This is a genomic window from Kiloniellales bacterium, assembly GCA_030064845.1.
Taxonomy (GTDB): Bacteria; Pseudomonadota; Alphaproteobacteria; order Kiloniellales; family JAKSDN01; genus JASJEC01.
In genome coordinates, this window is the sequence record JASJEC010000127.1 from 1 (window position 1) to 5,294 (window position 5,294).

The 5,294-nt window shown below is 69.6% G+C and carries 6 protein-coding genes and 1 other RNA gene; 2 read left to right on the top strand and 5 right to left on the bottom strand.

Going from position 1 to position 5,294, the window contains the following annotated elements:
* A partial coding sequence (locus QNJ67_23755) for an AsmA-like C-terminal region-containing protein (GenBank protein ID MDJ0612005.1) occupies window positions 1-1,773 on the top strand: 1,773 nt, incomplete at its 5' end.
* Here QNJ67_23755 and QNJ67_23760 read toward each other — a convergent pair.
* From QNJ67_23760 to QNJ67_23770, 3 genes are all read right to left on the bottom strand, one after another.
* Window positions 1,754-1,957: a ribbon-helix-helix domain-containing protein gene (locus QNJ67_23760; GenBank protein ID MDJ0612006.1), complete on the bottom strand. Its 204-nt coding sequence runs from the start codon at window positions 1,955-1,957 to the stop codon at window positions 1,754-1,756. The two genes, QNJ67_23755 and QNJ67_23760, sit on opposite strands and share 20 nt — an antisense overlap.
* A gap of 74 nt (window positions 1,958-2,031) precedes the next feature.
* Window positions 2,032-3,462, bottom strand: a complete 1,431-nt coding sequence (gene fumC / locus QNJ67_23765; GenBank protein MDJ0612007.1) for a class II fumarate hydratase — start codon at window positions 3,460-3,462, stop codon at window positions 2,032-2,034.
* Window positions 3,463-3,681: 219 nt separating this feature from the next.
* A complete protein-coding gene (locus tag QNJ67_23770) occupies window positions 3,682-4,305 on the bottom strand; it encodes an alpha/beta hydrolase (GenBank protein MDJ0612008.1) in 624 nt (207 codons plus the stop codon).
* 85 nt (window positions 4,306-4,390) lie between these two features.
* Between QNJ67_23770 and QNJ67_23775 the strand changes: the two genes are divergently transcribed.
* Window positions 4,391-4,567: a hypothetical protein gene (locus QNJ67_23775; GenBank protein MDJ0612009.1), complete on the top strand. Its 177-nt coding sequence runs from the start codon at window positions 4,391-4,393 to the stop codon at window positions 4,565-4,567.
* Between the two features lie 47 nt (window positions 4,568-4,614).
* Here the strand turns inward: QNJ67_23775 and QNJ67_23780 are convergent, their stop codons facing one another.
* Together QNJ67_23780 and ssrA are read right to left on the bottom strand one after the other, a co-directional pair.
* On the bottom strand, window positions 4,615-5,097 hold the full coding sequence (locus QNJ67_23780) for a ClpXP protease specificity-enhancing factor SspB (GenBank protein ID MDJ0612010.1): 483 nt from the start codon (window positions 5,095-5,097) through the stop codon (window positions 4,615-4,617).
* Between the two features lie 67 nt (window positions 5,098-5,164).
* Window positions 5,165-5,294, bottom strand: a transfer-messenger RNA (tmRNA) gene (ssrA, locus tag QNJ67_23785); the annotation flags it as partial.

Genomic DNA, 5,294 nt, shown 5'->3' on the forward strand with positions numbered 1-5,294 from the left:
GACGGGCGGCTGGTGGCGGGGCCAGAGAAGCTGGAGCTTCGCGATCTCGAGGCCGAGCTGGACCGGACCAAACTGACGGGCGGCGTTATCGTGGCCTTGCGCGATCGGCCGGGGCTCGGCATCGGACTCGTCGTTGAGAGGGTCGATCTCGGCCGCTTCCTTCCCGCGGCGCCGGTCTCCGGCGCCCCGGCGTCGTCGGACGGCGATCTGCGCGGCGTCAGCGAACTGGTCGACCGGTTCGACGCCAACATCGACCTCCGGGTCGGCAGCCTCGCCTTCCGCGGCGCCGAGCTCGAGGGGCTGCGGGTCGACGCCATGCTCCGGGAAGGCTCGCTCACCGTCCGGGAGGCCTCGGCCACGGATTTCGCCGGGGGCCGTGCGCGCGTGTCCGGGGTCGTATCCGGTCTGACGGCAAGGCCCAAGATCGATGGCGATATCGCCATCGAGGAGGGCCGTCCGCGGGCCCTGCTGCGCATGCTCGGCATGGATCCGGGTCCCCTGCCGCGGCTCGGCAGGGTCAGCGTCACCTCCGGGTTCCTGGCGTCGGAAAGCGACGTGACCTTCGATGCCGCCGCGACCGCCCTCGGCGGCACGCTGGAGCTCTCGGGCAAGGCCCTGCTCGATGAGGGACCCGCCGGCTTGAACGCCCGGGTCGCGCTCAAGCATCCCGACCTCGCGTCGGTCTTCGCCGCCCCGGCGGACGGCGCGGCGGCCCTGCCCTTGGAGCTGGAGGCGAGGCTTTCCGGCACCGTCATGGCGCCCGAGGCCGGCGAGGTGACGCTCGCGCTGGGCAAGCTCGTGGCGCGGGGCCGGGTCGCGGCCGATCTGTCGGGGCCGCGCCCCTTTGTTTCGGCCGACCTCGCCGGGGAGGAGCTGTCCTGGCGGGATCTCGCGCCGCTGTCCGCCGTTTTCGCGCCGCCGCCGGGTGGCGACCCGTCTCGGCCGGTGCGGTCGAGGACCGCGCGCGACCCAGAGCCCTGGCGCGCCCTCGACGGCGACCTCGCGCTCCGCCTCAACGGGCTCCTGGTTGATCGGGTGCAGATCCGCGACCTCGCGCTAGCCGCAGGTCTGCGCGACGGCGTCTTCGAGATCCAGGAGCTCTCGGGGCGCGCCTACGGCGGGCGCCTCGAAGCCACGGGCCGGCTCGCCGGTTCTGCCCGCCTCGAGGGCGAGCTCGCGCTGCGCGCCGCCGCCGTCGAGCTTGCACCGCTCGTTCAGGATCAGTTCGACCTCGCAGGGATCTCGGGCCCGGTCGATCTGGAGGCGGAACTGCAGGCCCGCGGGGGAAGTCCGGCGCAGCTTCTGGCCTCGCTTTCCGGCCAGGCCCGGCTCTCGGGCAGCCTCAGGCTCGAGGCCCCGGAAGAGGGCGGGGGCAACGGCGCCGCGCCGGTCAGGCGGCCGGAGGACCTTCGTAGCCTGGCCGACGGTCTCGCCTTCGCCGCCGAGACCTTCGCCGCACCGCCGGCCCGCCTCACCGGCGCAATCGTGTTCGAGAAGGGCATCGTGACCGCGCGGTCGCTTGAACTGCGCGGCGAGGCGGCCCGGCTCGAGGTGCGCGCCAGCGCGGACCTGCCGCAATGGACCCTGGACTGCGTGACGGAGCTGCGCCGGACCGGCGAGCAGGGCCCGGCCTATCTCGCGCTCGAACTGTCGGGCGATCTCGACGAGCCCGATCTCAGACTGAGCGGCACGGCCTTCCGTCAGGGGAGAGGCGCTGCGCCCGCCGCCGCAGAGGCGGACTCGGACGTCCCGATCAAGGATCTGTCGAACTGACCGCGCTTCGGGCCATTTCCAGGAGGTAGACCCTGACCGCGCTCGACAGATTACCGCTCCGCTCCCGGTCGATCTTGGCCACGAGGGCGGCGAGGGAGAGGCCCTCGGCTGCCGCCTGCTCCTGAAGCGCGTCCCAGAACGCCTGCTCCAGGCTGAGGCTGGTGCGGTGCCCGGCAATCGTTATGGAGCGCTTGCGTAGCGCCGCGCGCTCACCGTCGTCGCGGGTCTGTACGGCCGGCGCGCCGGGGACGGTGGCCGTCACTTCTTCGGCGGCGCGGCCCGCGGTCCCAGCATGTTCTCCGGGCGGACCCACTGATCGAACTGCTCGGCTGTCAGCAGGCCGAGCGCAACGGCCGCCTCCTTCAGCGTCGAGTTCTCGGTGTAGGCCTTCTTGGCCACCTTGGCCGCGTTGTCGTAGCCGATGTGGGGATTCAGCGCGGTGACCAGCATGAGCGACTGGTGCATCAGCTCGGCGATCCGGCCCTCGTTCGCCTCGATCCCCGCGACGCAGTTCTCCCGGAAGGAATCGCTGCCCTCGGCGATCAGCTTGGCCGACTGCAGCAAGTTGTAGATCAGCACCGGCTTGAAGACGTTGAGCTCGAAGTGGCCGTTCGAGCCGGCAACCGTGACGGACACGTGATTGCCCATGACCTGGGCGCAGACCATGGTGAGCGCCTCGCTCTGGGTCGGATTGACCTTGCCCGGCATGATCGAGGAGCCCGGCTCGTTCGCCGGCAGGATCAGCTCGCCGAAGCCGCAGCGCGGGCCGGAGCCCATCAGGCGTACGTCATTCGCGATCTTCATCAGCGAGCAGGCGACCACGTTGAGCGCGCCCGAGGCCTCGACGATGGCATCGTGGGCGGCCAGGGCCTCGAACTTGTTGGCGGCGGTCGCGAAGGAAAGCCCGGTGATCGCGGAAACGCGCTCGGCCACGCCTTCGGCGAAGCCCTCGACGGCGTTCAGTCCGGTGCCCACGGCGGTGCCGCCCTGGGCGAGCTGGGCCAGGCGCGGCAGCGTGGCCTCGATCCGCTCGATGCCGAGCCCGACCTGGTGCGCGTAGCCGGAGAACTCCTGCCCGAGCGTGAGCGGCGTGGCGTCCATCAGGTGCGTGCGGCCGATCTTGACGATCGAGTTGAAGCTCTCGGCCTTCTGACGCAGGGCGTCGTGCAGGCGCCGCAGCGCCGGCACGGTCTGGGTCGCGAGCTGCTCGACCGCCGCGACGTGCATGGCGGTCGGAAAGGTGTCGTTCGACGACTGGCCCATATTGACGTGGTCGTTGGGGTGGACCGGCGCTTTCCCGCCACGCTTCCCGGTCAGGATCTCGTTGGCCCTGCCGGCGATCACCTCGTTGGCGTTCATGTTGCTCTGGGTCCCGGAGCCGGTCTGCCAGACCACGAGCGGGAAGTGGTCGTCCAGCTTGCCGTCGGCTACCTCGCGCGCGGCCTGGGTGATCGCCTCGCCCTTCTCCTGGTCCAGTACGCCCAGCGAGATGTTGGTTTCGGCCGCGGCCAGCTTCTCGACCCCCAGGGCCCGGATGAGCGCCGGGGGCAGGCGTTCGCCGCCGATCTTGAAGTTCATCAGCGAGCGCTGGGTCTGCGCGCCCCAGTAGCGGTCCGCCGGAACGGCGAGCTCGCCCATGGAATCGCTCTCGATCCGGGTCTCGGCTCCGGTTTCGGCCTGGTCGTTCATGGCGTCCTCTCGCGGCTAGAGCGGATCATGTTTAGATGGAACCACTTCGTGGTTTCCAACTAAACATGTGAATCCGCTCTACATCATAGGTTTAGAGCAGATACACCGGGTTTGATGGATCGCCTCCGGCGATTCAGTCAAACCTGGATCTGCTCTAGGGTGCGGCCAGATCATAGGCGTCGCGCCACGCCGCGCCAAGCGGGGGCGTGGCGCCGCGGATCAGGTCAGGGCGGAGAGGAAGTCGGCAACGGCCTCGATTGCCGCCTTCAGGTTGTCGGCCTCGCTCCGTCCCGAGGCCTTGCGCGGCTTGAGGCTGTGGTCGCCGTCTTCGGCCCAGTGAAAGGAGATCGCCGACGACAGGGCGTAGTCCGCCACCTCCTCGCGCGTGCCGAAGGGGTCGCGCGTGCCCTGGACGATCAGCGTCGGGGTGCGCAGCCCCTCCAGATGGGCGGTGCGCAGGCGCTCGGGCTTGCCCGGCGGGTGAAAGGGATAGCCCAGGCAGATCAGGGCTTTGGCCCCGACCTCGTCGGCGATCAAGCTGGCCATGCGGCCGCCGAGCGACTTGCCGCCGATGGCGAGCGGTCTGTCGTTCAGCGCGGCCGCCACCTCTCGCCAGCAGGTCAGAAGCCGGGGTTCCCGGTCGGGCGGCCGCCGGCGGCCGTCGGTGCGCCGGGACGCCATGTAGGGGAACTCGAAGCGCGCGACCCGCACCCTGCGGCGCGCCAGACCGTCGGCGACCGCCTCCATGAAGGGTGAATCCATCGGCGCGCCGGCGCCGTGGGCCAGCGCCACGGTATGGGGCACGTCCGACGGCCCGTCGAACCTGAGACTTGGCGGAGTCAAAAGAGACTAGTCCTCATTCTTCCTTAAGGTCCGTCCGGAACACTGGCGTGTTACCTATCCCAGCTTCCCCAAAGGAGGGGAAGAGATGAAGTGCACCAAGGAAACCGGCCCCTATCCGGTCCAGGACCAGGCCTTGAGCCCGACGGTGCGGCGCGAGCTCAAGGCGGAACTCGACCGCCTCGTCGGCGACATGGCCAAAGACCTGTTCGGCGAGCCGGTGGCGGGGCCTGGCTCCGACCGGGACGACGAGCCGCGGCGCTGATCCGATCCTCCGGGCATCAGCGGTGCCAGCGAGGTCTCTGACCGGGCCTACTTTCTGCGGAATGAGTCGAGCGGCACGACCTCGGCGGAGTCGTCGTCGGCCTGGCCGACGCCCTCGTCCTGATGCTTCTCCTGCATGACCGGCGCCGCTTCCTCCGGCTCCTCGCCTTTGGCCAGGGCCTCGAATTGCAGGACGAACTGGACCGAGGGATCGGCGAAGGACACCAGCGCGTCGAACGGCACGACCAGGCGTTCCGGCTTGTTGGCGAAGCTCAGAGATACGGAGAAGCGGTCCTCCTCGACCTCGAGGTCCCAGAACTGATGCTCCAGGACGATCGTCATATCGTTCGGATAGCGCTCCAGGAGATAGTCCGGCAGCGATACGCCCGGGTAGTGGCTGTGGAAGGTGATGTAGAAATGATGGCTGCCCGGCAGGCCCTGCTTGGCGACCGTCTCGAGCGTCTCGCGGACCACGCCGCGCAGCGCCCGCTCCACCATCGTTTCGTAGCTGAGTTCGTGGTCTTCCGCCATCGGGCGCCCGGGGTCCTGCGTTCACCGTCCCATGCCAGCGGCCCTAGCCTCGCCTAGCGACGGGGGTAATGGGGCACTTCTGTTGCCAGGTGTGCCCCGAACCCCGCCTCGACGTGCTACCGCCGAGGGCTTGAGAGTGGCTTACCAGCCGCAATTAAGCGGCGAGGCGCGCCTCAGCATAGTTGTCATTCGCAACT

What these genes read in the sequence shown, in the direction of transcription:
- fumC (MDJ0612007.1), bottom strand. Translation starts at nt 3,462, where the DNA reads ATGAACGACCAGGCCGAAACCGGAGCCGAGACCCGGATCGAGAGCGAT.
- QNJ67_23780 (MDJ0612010.1), bottom strand. Translation starts at nt 5,097, where the DNA reads ATGGCGGAAGACCACGAACTCAGCTACGAAACGATGGTGGAGCGGGCG.
- QNJ67_23775 (MDJ0612009.1), top strand. Translation starts at nt 4,391, where the DNA reads ATGAAGTGCACCAAGGAAACCGGCCCCTATCCGGTCCAGGACCAGGCC.